This is a genomic window from Clostridium sp. CTA-19 (assembly GCF_054767855.1).
On sequence record NZ_BAAABH010000036.1, the window covers coordinates 16,710 to 32,548 of the forward strand.

At 27.2% G+C, this 15,839-nt stretch carries 15 protein-coding genes and 1 tRNA gene; 11 read left to right on the forward strand and 5 right to left on the reverse strand.

Annotated elements, in window-relative coordinates; all coding sequences use genetic code 11:
• Window positions 1–60 precede the first annotated feature (60 nt).
• The 5 genes from greA (at window position 61) to murD (ending at window position 6,078) form a co-directional block, all read left to right on the forward strand.
• Entirely contained in the window at window positions 61–543 is a 483-nt protein-coding gene (greA, locus tag ACYUE0_RS15270; RefSeq protein WP_061996471.1) for a transcription elongation factor GreA, read from the forward strand.
• Window positions 544–555: 12 nt separating this feature from the next.
• Window positions 556–2,079, forward strand: coding sequence for a lysine--tRNA ligase (gene lysS, locus ACYUE0_RS15275; RefSeq protein WP_199870380.1), 1,524 nt, complete (start codon window positions 556–558; stop codon window positions 2,077–2,079).
• A 140-nt stretch (window positions 2,080–2,219) separates the two neighbouring features.
• Window positions 2,220–2,294, forward strand: a tRNA-Asn gene (locus ACYUE0_RS15280).
• 412 nt (window positions 2,295–2,706) lie between these two features.
• Window positions 2,707–4,098 (forward strand): glycine--tRNA ligase, encoded by a 1,392-nt coding sequence (locus ACYUE0_RS15285; RefSeq protein ID WP_157450929.1) that lies wholly within the window; start codon window positions 2,707–2,709, stop codon window positions 4,096–4,098.
• 603 nt (window positions 4,099–4,701) lie between these two features.
• The gene (gene murD / locus ACYUE0_RS15290) at window positions 4,702–6,078 is read left to right on the forward strand and encodes a UDP-N-acetylmuramoyl-L-alanine--D-glutamate ligase (protein WP_460271333.1); all 1,377 of its coding nucleotides are present in this window, start codon (window positions 4,702–4,704) and stop codon (window positions 6,076–6,078) included.
• A 645-nt stretch (window positions 6,079–6,723) separates the two neighbouring features.
• On the opposite strand, the gene ACYUE0_RS15295 is transcribed toward murD, so the two are convergent.
• Window positions 6,724–7,161 (reverse strand): DUF3955 domain-containing protein, encoded by a 438-nt coding sequence (locus ACYUE0_RS15295; RefSeq protein ID WP_010297657.1) that lies wholly within the window; start codon window positions 7,159–7,161, stop codon window positions 6,724–6,726.
• A complete protein-coding gene (locus ACYUE0_RS15300; RefSeq protein ID WP_061996475.1) occupies window positions 7,158–7,634 on the reverse strand; it encodes an RNA polymerase sigma factor in 477 nt (158 codons plus the stop codon). Before ACYUE0_RS15300 ends, ACYUE0_RS15295 begins: the two co-directional genes overlap by 4 nt.
• 681 nt (window positions 7,635–8,315) lie before the next feature.
• Between ACYUE0_RS15300 and ACYUE0_RS15305 the strand changes: the two genes are divergently transcribed.
• Together ACYUE0_RS15305 and ACYUE0_RS15310 are read left to right on the forward strand one after the other, a co-directional pair.
• On the forward strand, window positions 8,316–8,636 hold the full coding sequence (locus ACYUE0_RS15305) for a PadR family transcriptional regulator (protein WP_460271335.1): 321 nt from the start codon (window positions 8,316–8,318) through the stop codon (window positions 8,634–8,636).
• Between the two features lie 13 nt (window positions 8,637–8,649).
• Entirely contained in the window at window positions 8,650–9,375 is a 726-nt protein-coding gene (locus ACYUE0_RS15310; RefSeq protein WP_460271337.1) for a DUF2812 domain-containing protein, read from the forward strand.
• 158 nt (window positions 9,376–9,533) lie between these two features.
• On the opposite strand, the gene ACYUE0_RS15315 is transcribed toward ACYUE0_RS15310, so the two are convergent.
• Window positions 9,534–10,475, reverse strand: coding sequence for an alpha/beta fold hydrolase (locus ACYUE0_RS15315; protein ID WP_460271339.1), 942 nt, complete (start codon window positions 10,473–10,475; stop codon window positions 9,534–9,536).
• Window positions 10,476–10,525: 50 nt separating this feature from the next.
• On the reverse strand, window positions 10,526–11,038 hold the full coding sequence (locus tag ACYUE0_RS15320; protein WP_199870373.1) for a helix-turn-helix domain-containing protein: 513 nt from the start codon (window positions 11,036–11,038) through the stop codon (window positions 10,526–10,528).
• Between the two features lie 336 nt (window positions 11,039–11,374).
• Between ACYUE0_RS15320 and ACYUE0_RS15325 the strand changes: the two genes are divergently transcribed.
• The 3 genes from ACYUE0_RS15325 (at window position 11,375) to ACYUE0_RS15335 (ending at window position 13,027) form a co-directional block, all read left to right on the forward strand.
• On the forward strand, window positions 11,375–11,782 hold the full coding sequence (locus tag ACYUE0_RS15325; RefSeq protein WP_010297593.1) for a helix-turn-helix domain-containing protein: 408 nt from the start codon (window positions 11,375–11,377) through the stop codon (window positions 11,780–11,782).
• A 10-nt stretch (window positions 11,783–11,792) separates the two neighbouring features.
• Window positions 11,793–12,113 carry a hypothetical protein gene (locus ACYUE0_RS15330; RefSeq protein WP_460271341.1) on the forward strand — a complete coding sequence of 107 codons (321 nt, stop codon included), beginning with the start codon at window positions 11,793–11,795 and terminating at the stop codon, window positions 12,111–12,113.
• 395 nt (window positions 12,114–12,508) lie between these two features.
• Window positions 12,509–13,027, forward strand: coding sequence for an NAD(P)H-dependent oxidoreductase (locus ACYUE0_RS15335; RefSeq protein WP_010297586.1), 519 nt, complete (start codon window positions 12,509–12,511; stop codon window positions 13,025–13,027).
• 99 nt (window positions 13,028–13,126) lie between these two features.
• Here ACYUE0_RS15335 and ACYUE0_RS15340 read toward each other — a convergent pair whose 3' ends face one another.
• Entirely contained in the window at window positions 13,127–13,576 is a 450-nt protein-coding gene (locus ACYUE0_RS15340) for a MarR family winged helix-turn-helix transcriptional regulator (RefSeq protein ID WP_460271344.1), read from the reverse strand.
• Window positions 13,577–13,887: 311 nt separating this feature from the next.
• Here ACYUE0_RS15340 and ACYUE0_RS15345 point away from each other — a divergent pair, with 311 nt between their 5' ends.
• Entirely contained in the window at window positions 13,888–15,048 is a 1,161-nt protein-coding gene (locus tag ACYUE0_RS15345) for a MerR family transcriptional regulator (RefSeq protein ID WP_460271346.1), read from the forward strand.
• Window positions 15,049–15,839 lie beyond the last annotated feature (791 nt).

Genomic DNA, 15,839 nt, shown 5'->3' on the forward strand with positions numbered 1-15,839 from the left:
GATATGTTTATCAATAGGATTAACTATATTATATTATATATCGTTAAAGGGGAGAAGAAAATGAGCGATACTAAAAAGTATGTAATGACATATGAAGGTGTAAAAAAATTAGAAGAAGAATTAGAATTCTTAAAAACTGTTAAGAGAAAAGAAATAACTGAAAAGATAAAAGTTGCTTTAGGATACGGAGATTTAAGTGAAAACTCAGAATATGATGAAGCAAAAAATGAACAGGCTTTTGTAGAAGGAAGAATAATACAACTTGAGAATATGCTAAGAAATGCATCAGTTGTAGATGAAAGCGAACTAGACAATGATATAGTTAGTGTAGGATCTATAGTAAGAGTTAAAGACTTTCAGTTTGATGAAGAAGTTGATTTTGCAATTGTAGGATCAGCAGAAGCAGATCCTATGGAAAATAAGATATCTAATGAATCACCAGTTGGAAGTGCCCTTATAGGTAAAGGTGTTGGTGATGTAGTAGAAGCAATAATTCCAGATGGAATTAGCAAGTATGAGATAATTGAAATCAGAAGATCTTAGGAGGTTATTAACATGGAAGAAAATAACACAAGAGAATTAGAAATAGAAGATATACAAGCTAAAGAAGAAGAGTTTAATGAGCAGGTTACAATAAGAAGACAAAAATTAGCTGAACTTCAAGAGCAGGGTAAAGATCCTTTTGATGTATATAAGGTTAATAGAACTCATAATTCACAAGAAGTTAAAGAACAATTTGAAGAATTAGGAGATAATCTTGTAACTATAGCTGGAAGACTTATGTCAAAAAGAATCCAAGGTAAAGCAGGATTCTGTGATGTTCATGATAGAGATGGTAAAATACAAATTTATGTTAGATTAGATGCAGTTGGAGAAGAGTCTTTTAAAGATGCTAAAACTTTTGATATTGGAGATTTTGTAACTGTAACAGGTACAGCTTTTGTTACTAGAACAGGAGAAACTTCAATACGTGCAAAAGAAATAAAATTAATATCAAAATCTTTAAAACCATTACCAGAAAAATGGCATGGACTTAAAAATCCAGATTTAAAATATAGACAAAGAGAAGTAGACCTTGTTATGAATAAGGATGTTAGAGATACATTCATGAAGAGAATCAACATAATAAAAGCTATAAGAGAATTCTTAGATAATAGAGGATACTTAGAGGTTGAAACTCCAATACTATCACCAATTGCAGGGGGAGCCGCTGCTAGACCTTTTGTAACTCATCATAACACATTAGATATAGACATGTACCTAAGAATAGCTACAGAATTATATTTAAAAAGATGTATAGTTGGTGGATTTGAAAAGGTTTATGATATGGGTAAAAACTTCAGAAATGAAGGTATGAGTGTAAGACATAACCCAGAGTTCACAATGATAGAGTTATATGAAGCTTATGCTGATTATAATGATATGATGGAAATGACGGAGCAACTTGTTGCATATGCATGTGAAAAAGTACATGGAACAACTAAAGTTACTTACCAAGGAACAGAAATAGACTTCACACCACCTTGGAGAAGAATAACAATGGTTGATGCTGTAAAAGAATATGCAGGTATAGACTTTAATGAAATAAAAACAGATGAAGAAGCTCAAAAAATTGCTAAAGAGAAACATTTAGAATTCCCTAAAGCAATAGATAAAGTAACAAAGGGCGAAGTATTAAATATGTTATTTGAAGAATATGGAGAAGAACATTTAATACAACCAACATTCCTTTGTGACTATCCTGTTGAAATATCACCATTAACTAAGAAAAAACGTGGTAACGAAGAGTTTACAGAAAGATTTGAAGGATTTGTTTATGGTAGAGAAGTATGTAATGCATACTCAGAGCTTAATGATCCAATAGTTCAAAGAGATAGATTTGCACAACAAGCAAATGAAAGAGAACTTGGTGATGATGAGGCTTATGTTATAGATGAAGAATTCATGAATGCATTAGAAATAGGTATGCCTCCAACAGGTGGATTAGGAATTGGTATAGATAGAATAGTAATGTTCTTAACTGATTCAACATCTATAAGAGACGTAATATTATTCCCTACAATGAAACCATTACAATAGGAAAAATTTCATTTAAATATAAAGAATAAAGCTTAAAATTTTGTGGCTTTATTCTTTTATTTTTTTAAATAAAAAATGAAAAAACCACTTGAAAAAAAATAAAGTTTTATGTATAATAAAAGTGTAAATTAATTAAATATTCCGCGATAGCTCAACGGTGGAGCACTCGGCTGTTAACCGATAGGTTGAAGGTTCGAATCCTTTTCGCGGAGCCATTTGAATTTTCAAGTAATACAACTGTATTACTTTTTTTTGAATAAAAAATATAAAAAAGGATATACATATATTTATAAGTATTATTTTAATAATATAGAACCAAAGACTGTTTTAGTCCATATTATGATATTAATATAAAAACTAAAAGGTATTGTCTTGACAATGAAAGTTATTTTGATAAAATAGGTATATATAATTTAATAGAATGTATGATGAGAAAGAAGAGTAACAATAAAGAATTAAAAGAGAGATGGTGTTTGGTGCAAACCATTATGAATTTATTGTGAAGGGAGCTTTTGAGTATAGTTGGAAGAGTTGAGCTATTGCTAATAAGGGTGGAACCGCGGAATTAAATTTCGTCCCTTAACTAGTAATGGTTTTTTTATTTTTAAAAACAAAAAAGGAGGAAGTATTATGACAGAAATAACTATGGATAAGATTATTAGCTTATGTAAAAATAGAGGTTTTATATTTGCTGGGTCAGAGATTTACGGAGGACTAGCAAATTCTTGGGATTATGGTCCTATAGGTGTAGAATTTAAAAACAATGTAAAAAAAGCATGGTGGAAAAAGTTTGTTCAAGAAAGTCCATATAACGTAGGATTAGATTGTTCAATACTTATGAATCCACAAGTTTGGGTTGCTACAGGACATGTAGGTGGCTTTTCAGACCCATTAATGGATTGTAAAGAATGTAAAGCTAGATTTAGAGCAGATAAATTAGTTGAAGATCACATGGCTGCGCAAGGAGCTGAATTTGCAGTAGCAGATGGATGGACTAACGAAGAATATAAAAATTACATTGAGGAAAATGAAATAGTATGTCCTAAATGTGGAAAAAGAAATTTCACTGATATAAGAAAATTCAACTTAATGTTTAAAACATTCCAAGGTATAACAGAAGACAATAAATCAGAAATATACTTAAGACCTGAAACAGCTCAAGGTATATTTGTAAACTTTAAAAATGCTCAAAGAGCATCAAGAAAAAAAGTACCATTTGGAGTAGCTCAAGTTGGTAAATCTTTTAGAAATGAAATAACTCCAGGAAACTTTACTTTTAGAACTAGAGAATTTGAACAAATGGAACTTGAATTCTTCTGTAAACCAGGAACTGATTTAGAATGGTTTGAATACTGGAAAGAGTACTGTAAAAAATTCTTATTTGATTTAGGAATGAGAGAAGAAAGTTTAAGATTTAGAGATCATAGCAAAGAAGAATTATCTTTCTATAGTAATGCAACATGTGATATAGAATTCTTGTTCCCGTTTGGATGGGGCGAACTATGGGGAATAGCTGATAGAACAGATTACGATTTAAAAAGACATATGGAACATTCAGGTGAGGATATGAAGTATTTAGATCCTACAACTAATGAAAAATATGTACCATATGTAATAGAGCCATCATTAGGTGCAGATAGAGTAGCTTTAGCGTTTTTAATAAATGCATATGAAGAAGAAGAATTAGAAGGCGGAGATGTAAGAAATGTATTACACTTACACCCTGCATTAGCACCATTTAAAGCTGCAGTATTACCATTAAGCAAGAAATTAAGTGAAAAGTCATTAGAAGTATACTCTATGCTTGCTAAAAAATTCAATATTGAATATGATGAAGCAGGAAGTATAGGAAAAAGATATAGAAGACAAGATGAGATTGGAACTCCACTTTGTATAACTGTTGACTTTGATACAATGGAAGATAATACTGTTACAATTAGAGATAGGGATACAATGGAACAAATAAGATTATCAATAGATGATTTAGTTAAATATATAGAAGAAAAAATAGAGTTTTAATAAATAAAACAAAAATCCCAACAAAAACTTGTTGGGATTTTAATTAGGTATTTTTGAAAATAGCAGATTACTATTTTTATATATTTTATATCACGGTAAAAATAAAGCATTTTACTTTGAATAATATATAAAAAGTATAATTTGAATAATTAAACTGTTATTTAAAAAATGCCTTATGTAAAATATACAAAAAAAAATAACCGGATTAAAATCCGGTAAAAAATAGGGTTTAATCATGGGGATATGTTATGTGTTATGTTAAAATTTTGGGGAATCATCTTAACATATTCCTTACGGCACAAACAAAGTATATCATTTAGAGTGGTTGAATTCAATAAGCTGAAAATAAGTTTATATATTAAATAAATTCGCGCAATTTCGACATGTAAATAAGGTTAATTATATAATTATTTTTCAATAAAGAATAAAAATGGTATAATGCATATTGAAGTTTAAGAAAACTAAGATATGTTAAAAATGAATATATAAAGTTTTATTTATATATTTTAATTATTAAAAGAAATATAATATAATTTAAAGTATAGAGTTTATAAATAAATTAGTAATATTTTTAACTATATAATCTTGGAGGATTAAGATAATATGAAGAGAGATTTTGAAGAATTCAAAAAATATATACAAAATAAGAATGTAGCAGTAGTAGGAATAGGTGTAAGTAATATACCACTTATAGAATATTTAGTATCATTAGATGCTAAGGTAACTGCTTTTGACAAAAAAAATAAAGAAGACCTTAAAGAGGTTGTTGAAAAATACGGGAAAATTGGTGTTAAGTTTGAACTAGGTGAAGGTTATCTAGAAAAGCTTACAGGATTTGAAGTGATATTTAAAACTCCGTCTATGAGAATAGATTGCAAGGAGTTAGTAAGAGCAAAAGAAGAAGGAACTTATATAACTTCAGAAATGGAAGAATTCGTTAAGTATTGCCCAGCAAAAGTATATGGCATAACAGGTAGTGATGGAAAAACAACAACTACAACATTAGTTTATAATATATTAAAAGAAAGTGGATACAATGCTTGGGTTGGGGGAAATATAGGAACTCCATTATTTTCCAATATAGAAAAAATGAAGGAAACAGATAGAGTTGTTTTAGAGTTATCTAGCTTTCAATTAATGACAATGGACACATCAACAGATATAGCTGTTGTTACAAATCTTTCTCCAAATCATTTAGACATGCATAAAGGTATGGATGAATATGTGGATAGTAAGAAAAATATATTTAAGTATCAAAATAAAGAAAATTTACTAGTTTTAAATTTAGATAACGATATAACTAAAGGTATGATTGATGAAGCTAAAGGCAAAGTTTACACATTTAGTAGAAAAGAAAAGATAAGTGAAGGTGCTTATTTTGAAGATGGAAAGCTTTATGTAAAAGGTCAACTTGTTTGCAGAAAAGATGAAATTAAGTTAAAAGGAATGCATAATGTAGAAAACCTTTTAGCAGCATTTTCAGCTACTTGTGATGAAGTAGGTATAGAAGCTATGAAAAATGTAGCCATAAATTTTGGTGGAGTAGAGCATAGAAGTGAATTAGTAAGAAAGTTAGATGGTGTAGAATATTATAATGATTCTATAGCTTCAAGTCCAACAAGAACACTTGCTAGCTTAAAGGCTTTCGAAAAACCTGTAATAGTAATAGCTGGTGGATATGATAAAAACCTAGCTTTTGATATACTAGCATTTGATGGATATGCATATATAAAAGAACTTATATTATTAGGTGCAACTAAGGATAAAATCAAACATGAATTTAATAGATTAAAAGAGGAAAAAGGAATAGAAGTTTCTATACATGAAGTAAGTACTTTAGAAGAAGCAGTTGAGCTTGCTAAAAAGTTAGCTAAAAATGGAGATATAGTAACATTATCACCAGCATGTGCAAGCTTTGATATGTTCCCTAACTTTGCAGTAAGAGGATTAAAGTATAAAGAAATTGTTATGAATCTATAAATTTTGAATATTGTACAATCAAAGAAATAATATACTAAATGTGCTTTAAATATTTAGTATATTATTTCTTTTTATATGTCTAAGGAGCTACTACAAAACTAACTAAAGGTTAGAGGAGTGATAGCTTTTTTTATATGTAATTTATTTAATATATGATTAGTGGTGAGAAAAAATATATTAGACAAGTGAATAAGTTAAAATTTAAATTTTAATCTCCATAGACATAAAGTTAAGCCTAAAAGTTACAAAATTATAGTGTTAAAAAGTAATAATGAAAAAATTTAAAACGATAGTCTGTGAAAATTTCAAAGAAACTCTAAATATATTTTTATCCGATTTTTATGACTACCCGGAGAAGCGACGTCCTTGTCTGATGCACCGGCTAATCCGTCCTTGGATTAGGTCAAAAAAATCAAATAAAAATCTATGAGAGTTTCTAAATCAAATTTCAATGAATAACTTATTTAAATTTTTTATTATTACATAGTGTATTAAAATCAAATTTAGAATAATGAATGTTGAAGTGTATCATAAATAACAGAGGTTTCTATTTAGAAAATATTAAAGGACTTACTGTAACAGTAAGTCCTTGTTGAAATTCTATAAGAATATTATAAATCAACTAAATTTTAAATTATGAAGATTTTACTTAGAGATAATTTTACGTTTCTTTAAGAATATAAAGTTGCATATTAATGAAATGATAAACATTAATATGAATACATATCCAATTGGTATTAGTGCGAATGGCTCAACCAATGTTCCATCTGATAAAATTTTTACACCTATAACATTATACATAATAAAACAAAGTATAGCTGCTAATGCCGAAGCTATCATTGAACCTTTTGTAAATGCAATTCTTTTATCCATTTTCCACTTTGTTGAAATACTTTTCATTACTTTTACCTTCCCTTCTGGAATATTTGGCTTTTCTAAATTTATTTCAAGTTTTTTTAATTCATCTAAGCATTGAGTACATTCAGCTAAGTGCTCTTCTATTAACGATGAACTTTCATTACTACAAACTTTATCATAATACAATGGTAGTAAATCTCTAATAACTTCACATGATACTTTCATATTAACTTCTCCTTTATCTTTATTCTTGCACGATGATAAGTAACTCTTGCCCAACTTTCTGTTTTACCAAATAGTTCAGCTATTTTACCAAACGATAAATCTCCAAAAAAACGCAATGTAAATACTTCTTTAAATGGTTCTTCTAAGTTATGGAGTAATTTATGAATTTCAAATGCACTTTCATCGTCAAATAATGTTTGTTCAAAATCAACATCAGAAACATCGACTATATCTTCAACTCTTACAAAGTTATTTTGTATTTTCTTTAGATATGAAAAATATGAGTTTTTAGCAATTTGGCAGAGCCAAACTCTCATTTTACAATTTCCTTTGAAGCTATCAATATTTTTTAAAGCCTTAAAAAATGTTTCTTGTGTTATATCCTCTGCAATGCTTTCGTTCTTAGAAAGACTTAATACATATTTATATACATCTTTAAAATATGCAGAGTATACTTCCTCAAATTCGGTCACATTTTCACCGCCTTTCATATATAAGACTATAAAAATTGCATTTCGTTACAACATTTCATAAAAAATATTTAATTATTTAAAAATTAATTAATAGAGTAAAAAATATATAAAATTTATTTCGCATTAAATTCAATCATATTAAATACTACATTCTAAGCTATAGTGGATTAATTCATAAATAAACTTATGAATTTTAAATAAGAATCTCTATCTTATAGGAGGATAAAACTTGAAAAAAGACCTAGCTATCCTACTATGGAATTCCTATAGTATATTTTAGTCACTATATCATAATTATGTATATTAGAGATAGGGGGATTAATTGGGAGGATTTTAGCGTGAAGTTTCTATTATAAAGTATAAAAAAATGTTACTTTGACTTTATCTACATATTTTAAATTCTATATTTAAATAAAAAATCATATTTATAATAATGAATATTGAACCGTACCATAAATAACGAAAGTTTTTACTAAAATTTAATTATAAAATAATGACTAGGCAATGTTGCCTTTATAATATATCTATAACCACCTATAGGCGGTTATATTTTTTTGCATTTTAAGAAGAATACATAAATAGTACGGGTGTCAAGGGAATATTTGACAAAATATATCATTAAATGATATATTATATTAAATGATATATCATTTAATGATATATAGTGGGAAGGAGAATTTCATGGCAAGAAGAGATTCTATTGATGTTGGAGAGCTAACAGATTCTGCTTTTTATATTTTATCTAGTGTTATTGAGGAAAAGCACGGATATCTAATTATGAAAACTATTGAGAAGCTTACTAATAACGAGGTTACTATTGGTCCTGCATCACTTTATACAACACTGAAAAAACTTTTAGCAGCAGGTTTAGTGGAGTTGAGTTCTGACACAGGTGAAAATAAAAAAGTGTATAAAATAACAAGTAAAGGGCGAGAGATGCTAATAAAAGAGATTGAGCGTAAAAAGCAGATGGTTAAATTTGCTGAAAATTTTTTGGATTAAAATGGGGGTATTCATGAAAAATAAATATGTAATGATTAATGGATTGGCATTTAGTGAAGAAAGCGATATGGAAAAACTAAAAAAATATGCAATGGAAGGTTGGATATTAGAAGATATTGTAGGAGGTTTTTTCTATAAATTAAAAAAAGATAAGCCTCAAGACATAATATATAGCTTAGATTATCAGAATGAGGCAAATGAAGAATATTTTACAATATTTAAAGAAGCAGGATGGAAATCGGTTATTTCTATAGGGAACCAAATGCACATTTTTTCAGCACAAGCTAAGACTAAACCTATTTATAGTGATAGTAAAACAGAAATAGATAAATATATAAGAGTAAGGAATTCATCAAAAAAAGGGATGCTTTATTCATTAGTAATAGCTATAGCACTAATATGTTTATCAGTTGTTTCTTTAATTCACATAAAATCTGTATTTTTAATTATCATTGGATTATTAATAATTGATATTATTGTATTTGTTTTTAACTTTATGCCTTATTTAGCATATAATGATAAAATTAAACAAATAAAAAAGTATGGTAAGTGCAAAAGTGAAGCAATAAATAGCAAAAGCTTGTGGAAAATAGAAGGATTTTTAGGAGTTCTATTTTTGACTTTAGGGCTATTAGATTTAATTAGTAAAAAATATTGTGGAATATTATTAATAATTTCAGGTGTTATTAATATTAATTTAAGTTTAGATCATTATAAGAAATATAAAAAATCGTTATAAATTATAGGGAGACAAGCTGACTTTTAAATTTATTCAATAATTTTAAAAGTCAGCTTGAAACCTTATATAAGCAAATTAAATATAATTCATTAATTAATTCACAAAAAAAGTAATACGAAAACTGTATTTATTTAATACGGTTTTTGTATTACTTATTTTTAAAGTAGAAAATTATCAGTAATCTCTGCAATTTTATCAATATTATTTAGATAAATAAAATGACTGCCCTCAAGTATTTCATATTTTGCATGTTCACCAACTCGTTTTAGATGTTGAATTTGATATTCTTGAGGGGTAATTTTCAATTGTTTGTTAGGTTTTTCATAAGTTTGTTTAGAAATTACTTTAAAATAGGGTACAGATTTAGGAAATGGTAAATTCATAGTTTCATTTATAAATTCACCAGAATTTAATATTTGTTCTAAAAGAGTATTATTTATTGAAAAACCTGCAAATAGAGCAATGTCATTTAGTTCTTTTTTTGTATATCCAATCTTAAAAAGTGATTTTTTATTTCCAGTTAGATGTGCAATTATTGAAGTAATACCTATAACTTGCTGAACTTTTGCAATTGGAAGTATATATCTTAAAAAAGATGGCATTTTATCATAATATGCAGTAGATGTTCCATCAAGAGATATAATAGCCTCAATTTCTTCATGATATTTTGATGCATAGTATTCACTATAAACACTTGATATAGAATGAGGCATTAAAATATATGGAGCTTTAAACCCTGCTTTACTAAGTGCAGTCCTTGTTTCTTCAACATAATTTTTACTAGTACGAGGTTTTGAGGTTTCACTACTAAAACCTACACCAAAATATTCAACACAAACAACTGTATAATTTTCGCTTAATTTACGCATAAGTGGACCGAAATCAGCAGATGGAAGGGGGATACCCATACCTGGAAGTAATACAATTGTTTTTTTACCATTTCCCATTGAATAGATATGCATTTTCCCATCATTCACACCAATAAGTTGTCCATAAGGTTTTATTTGATTTAGCTTACTTTTAAAATAGATAGAATGTAGAATTGAACCAATTAGCATAAATACTGCAATTAGTACAATTATTATATATAATATCTTCATAGTAATTTTCCTCTTTTCATTTTAAATCCGCTTACAATAGCTTACATATTTTAATTTTCACAGTTAGGAGAGGAGATAATTGAAATATCTCTTGCTTTTCTTACTTTAGATGAGTCAAAGTTGTATTTTAAAATAAGCTCACGTAATTCTTCTAAAAATTTATCGAATTCAATATCACTCATCATTAATATTGTGTTATTTAAAAATACTTTATCTTTTCCGGGGTTACTGTTCTTATTGTTGAAATAATTATGAAACTTTGAGTAAGTGTTCATTAGAAATCCAAAAGCATTTTCGTCAGCATTTTCTATAGTATTATGTTTTGCAATTTCTGTAATATTTAAAGTAAGAGTTCTTTCTATACTTCCTCTAATTTTTTTTTCTGATACAACAGATAAAATATTATTATCAATTAAAGTATTTATATGACGATACATTGTTGTACGTGGTACATCTTTAATTTTTTCACAAAGTTCAGAAGCAGTACTACTTTTACTAGTAGCCATTGTTTGAATAATTCGCATACGAATAGGGTTTAACATTATTTTATTTATATCATTCATAATAGGCCTCCTTTTGTTACTACTTATAATATTAATACCAAAAATGGAACTAATCAAGATTAAAAACAAATAATAGATTTGTATAACTAATTTAATATGCATTTTAATAATTTAAACATACTATTCATAAATGATATTATAGTGATAAATAATGTGATGTTTATTTAAGATAAGTAGTAAGGGTATATATTAGGACATTTTTCAGTTGCAATTAGGAAAAAGCTTGTAAAATGGCCATGTAAAATTATTTTGACATAGAAAAAAACGCCATGTAAAAGAATTTTGATAGACCAATACATTTAATCATGACAAGATGTTAGTGAAAGGAGCAGTTTTATGGAGGTTGGAAGTAAATTAAAAAAAGCGCGAATAGATTCTGGGTTAACTCAAGAAAAAGTTGCAGAGGAAATACAGGTTTCTAGACAAACAATATCAAACTGGGAGAATGAAAAATCTTATCCAGATATTATAAGTGTAATTAAGTTAAGTGACCTCTATAGTATCAGTCTGGACGAATTATTGAAAGGAGATTCGAACATGATGAAACATTTAGAGGAAAGCACAGATGTTGTGAGTAGTAACAAAAAGCTGCTCATGGCTATTGGATTAAATGGAGTATTGTTAATTTTATTTATGTTTTTAAATAGTGTGATAGCAAAAAATAATTATATGATTATAGGTAGTGCGTCAATCTGTATATTGAGTACAACGGCATTATTCTATCAGATAATTAAGAAGTTTTAGGGGGATTTATATGAGTTGGTATTTAATTGTATTAATGTTTATTGAAATATTAGGAGCATCAACCCTTGCCTATCAGGTTTTTAAAATGACAGAACTTGATGCTATAAGCAGAGGATTAAAACATCCAAAGTTTTGGGGGATTTTTTCATTGAGTGGAAATGGAGGCGGTGGATTATTACTATATTTGATTGGTAGAAGAAAATATCCATCTTTCATGAGTAAAGCAGATAGATTGATAATGGAATCAAGAAAAAAGAAGGCAGGAGTTTCTTTGAGTTTTTTGGCAGTATCAACAATAATTTTATTTGCAATTTGTCTTTTAACCTTTTAAAAGGAGTAAAAATTTATATATTCAATAAATAGGAGAAAACCAAATCTGTGAGGAGGAGGTTTTTTATTTATAAATTTTTGTTTGAGATTGTTTCCCTATATAGGGTTCCAAGTTGACTTTTAAAATTACCCATTTCAAAACTTGGATACCTAAAATAGTGAGACATGCTCCGAATTACTTAGAATTGAACACTGTATCTTGTATGAAAATATTTTAAAGTTATTGAATAAATTCAAATGAGAGCTTGTTTCACTATAGTCATGAGATAAATATTAAAAATGTTAATAGGAATAAATTACTAATATATATTTACTTGCATAAACAAGTAAAGTGATTTATAATAAATTAAAACTTGTTTATGCAAGTAATTTAACAAAAGATAAGGAGAGATTATTATGAAAACATTAGTAATTTTAGCACACCCTAATATTGATAAGTCAAAGGTTAATAAAATGTGGGGACAAGCATTAGGGAAAGAGGATGATATAACTGTACATGAAATTTATAAGCTTTATAAAGATGGTAAAATAGATGTTAGTTCAGAGCAAAAGTTAATAGAAGAGCATGATAGAATAGTATTTCAATTTCCATTTTATTGGTACAGTATACCTTCATTTTTAAAACAATGGCAAGATGAAGTTTTTGCTTTTGGTTTTTCTCATGGACCTAATGGGAATAAATTAAAAGGAAAAGAATTTATGTTAGCAATTTCAGCTGGAGGTTCTAAAGAAGGATATCAAGCTGGAGGATATCAAAACTTTTCAATAAGTGAGTTAACAAAACCATTACAAAATATGGCTATTTTTACTGGAATGAAATATTTGCCACCATATGTTTTATATAGTACACATAAATTAACTGATGAAGAAATCAAAGTCAGTGCAGAAAAACTTTCTGATATGCTAAAAGTATAATATAAAATAGTAAAAGCCTTAGTCTTAACATGACTAAGGCTTTTATAATATATTAAAAAATATATCATTTAATATTATTTAGTTAGATTTATTAAGGATTTATTCCTTAGAACTATTGTTATCTAGGTTTTTTCGTATGGTTTCTAAAAATTTTATTCCAGCTTCAAATTCTTTTTGTGACATACCAGTGATTGTTTCATTTAAACATTGATTAGATATATCTAAAACGGTATTTTTAATGGCTTCACCTTTTTCTGTGAGTTTTATCCTTCGTATTCTTTTGTCTGTTATACAACTTTGACGAATTATAAACCCATTTTTTATAAGAGTATTTATAAGTCTAGATGTACTTGCTTCATCTCTATTAGTTAGTTTAGCTAGATTGTATTGGCATAAGTCTTTGTTATCCCATAGTATTGTTAAAAGAGTATATTGCTCAAAAGTAATATTAATACCTTTTGCTTTTAGTTTTCGTGTAAAGTTATTAGACATCATTTTATCTGTTGAACTAAGTAAAAAATTTAGTTCTTTTTCAATTTTATGAACCATTTTATCACCTTTGTATTTTATTAGATTTTAACTATTATAATATTTATAAAAGATATTATTGTCAATAATCATAGTTTATTGATTTGATAAAAATATATTCCTTATCAATATCAACAAATATATAGTATTTTAAAAAGTCCTAGAATTTCAGAGTTAAAAATTCATTTTATATTTCTTATAAAAAAGTTTTGACTCTAACGTCACGTGATAGTGTACTATAAAAATAGAGATTGGAAATATTATAAAAATTTTCGGCTAGCAGAATGTTACATAATATTGAAAGCTCTAAATTTAAACTTTGAGGTGTAATAATGAGAACAGTAAAACAAGTTTCAGATTTGACAGGAATAAGTGTGCGCACACTACATTATTATGATGAAATTGGATTGCTAAAACCAAGTAAGGTTACAGAAGTAGGCTACAGATTTTATGATGATGAAGCCCTTAAAGATTTGCAACAGATTTTATTTTTTAAAGAACTTGATATGCCCTTAAAGGAAATTAAAGAGATAATGTTAAATCCATACTTTGATAAAATGCAAGCATTAAAAAATCAGAAAAAGTTGCTTGTTTTAAAAAGAAAAAGATTGAATGGGTTAATTGACCTTATAGAAAAAACATTAAAAGGAGAAAGTACAATGAATTTCAAGGAATTTGATATGAGTGAATATTATAATGTATTAGAAGAGTTTAAACAAGAACATGCAGATAAGATAATTAAAATGTATGGTAGTATAGATAAATATAATGAAAATATTGAAAAGTTTAAAGCTAAGGAAGATGAAATTGCTAAAATGGCCATAAAGCAATATGGAAGTATTGAGAAATATGCTAAAGCTTTAAAGAAAAATCTTAATAGTGGTATGATAAATTTATCAGAGCAATATGATGAGTTTAAAAAAGATTGTTTGGAAGGGAATCATCCTAAATTAAAAGAACTATATAAAAAACTTGTGTCTGACTTAAGTAAAGATCCTTCTTCAAAAGAGATTCAACAAATTGCTGAGGAAATAACAAATACAGCTAAAAAAGATTATGAAATTTTCAAAATGGAGAATAGTGATGTTTATTGGTATTATATGGTACGATTATTTAGTAATCCTATTTGGATAAAAGAGGTTGATAAGAAATATGGTGACGGTGCATCTAAATTTATGGGAGAAGCCTTAAATAGATGTTTGGGAGATAAGCGACCTAAATTAGAAGGATTATATGAAAAGCTTACATCTGATTTAAGTAAAGACCCTTCTTTAAAAGAAATTCAACAAATTGTTGAAGAAATTGTAAATGAGACTCAAAGACAGAATGAGGCTTTAAAAATAGATGTTGGAGAAAATTATTTGGGTTATAAAGCAGAGATGTATTTGTCAGATTCTATTTTTAAAGAAGTAATTGATAAAAAATATGGAAGTGGGTCATCTAAATTTATTGGGGAAGCACTAAAGTTTTATTCTGAAAATAGTAAGCAATAAACTAAATTAGAAGTTAAAAATCGTGTAGTTCAAAAAAGTGAATTACACGATTTTTTAATAAATATATTAGAATATTTCTGTGCTATATAAACATGTAATATTTTTTGTGCATATATTGCATATATAATGTTAATTAAAAGCAAATGAATTAATTAAAGATTATAAGTTTATTTGAAATGTATTTAAACAAATATATATTTGATAGAATTTATAACTGAGGCAATAGTAATGTGGAGTGAAAAAAGGAGTATTTATGAAAAACAAATATATAATCATTAATGGACTTGCCTTAAATGAAAAACATGATATGGAAAAATTAAAATGAGATAAACTACAAGAAATAATATAAAGTTTAGATCATATATGAACTAGCTTATTTGGGATAAAGTATATTTAATAAAAGTAAACTTAACCGGGTATATCTATAGAAGGAAAATAGAGATTTAATAAGAAATAAAGTGGAAAATGAATTTAATTTTAATCTATTAAGTAAAAATAATATTTCAAATTATGTTAATAAGTGTTATTATAAGTAAGTCGTCAGCGACAAGGACTTAAAAAAAAGTTCAAAAAAGTTGTTGACAAATGACAAACAAATTGCTAGAATGAAAAAGCAGTCGTTGATAAGCGACAAAAAACAATTTGGTCTTTGAAAATTAAACAGATAAATATAGGTAAAACCAGTTAATTCATTTGAGAATCTATTTTGTAGAGACTCACATCGGAAGATGTAAAAAAATTGACTATTATAGTCAGCAAATTGCTTGAAGCAGTTCAAACTTTTAAATTGA